Source organism: Exiguobacterium sp. SH5S4, from assembly GCF_004337045.1.
Lineage (GTDB): Bacteria > Bacillota > Bacilli > Exiguobacteriales > Exiguobacteriaceae > Exiguobacterium > Exiguobacterium aurantiacum_A.
This window is the reverse complement of sequence record NZ_SJUQ01000064.1, coordinates 1-824: the sequence shown is the minus strand read 5'-3', so window position 1 is coordinate 824 and position 824 is coordinate 1. Positions and strand designations below refer to the sequence as shown.

At 63.5% G+C, this 824-nt stretch carries 1 protein-coding gene; it reads left to right on the top strand.

Translation table 11 applies throughout. The annotated features are described in order from the left end of the window. Window positions 1-711: RNA-guided endonuclease TnpB family protein (locus EVJ32_RS15980; RefSeq protein WP_131459131.1), on the top strand; the 711-nt coding region annotated here is incomplete at its 5' end. Window positions 712-824: the final 113 nt, after the last annotated feature.

Here is an 824-nt window from a genome sequence, read left to right as displayed (position 1 = left end):
CCGAAGGTCGGGTTCATCCGCTTCACACAGCACCGAATCTTCGACGGCGAGATCCGGTCGGCGACCGTGTCGATGACGAAGACGGGCAAGTTCTTCGTGTCGCTCCTCGTCGAGCAGCCCGACGAGCCCTGGGTCCCGGCCGAGCACAAAATCGGGATCGACCTCGGCCTCGGGCACTTCGCCGTCATGACGAACGACGCGCTCGTCACGGAGAAGGTCCCGAACCCGCGCAACCTGCGCGAGGCCGAGGAACGGCTGAGACGGGCGCAGCGCTCGCTCTCCCGCAAGAAGCCCGGCAGCCGGAACCGCGAGAAGGCGCGGCTCCTATTGGCCAAAAAGCATGAAAAGGTACGGAACCGCCGACATGACTTCCTCCACAAGCTGTCACGACGCATCGTCGACGAGAACCAAGTCGTCGTCGTCGAGACGCTGAAACCGAGGGAGATGATGCAGGACCGCCGCCTGGCAAAGTCGATCGGGGACGCCGGATGGGGCGAGTTCGTCCGCCAGCTCGCCTACAAATGCAGGTTCCACGGCCGCACACTGATCCAGGCCGACCCGTGGTTCGCCTCGACCCAGGTTTGTTCGGCCTGTGGCGAGAACGGCGGCAAGAAGGACCTGCACGTCCGCGAGTGGACATGCGCCGTATGCGGCACGCACCATGACCGCGACGTCAACGCGAGCCTCAACCTGTTGAGGCTCGCCGACTGAAACACTCCAGGGCAGGGACTGCCCGACGAGCTTGGTCCACAACCGTGGCTGGTCAAAGCACGGTCTTCCCAAGAAGCTCCCACTTCAAGTTGCGAAGCAAATAAGTGGTGAGT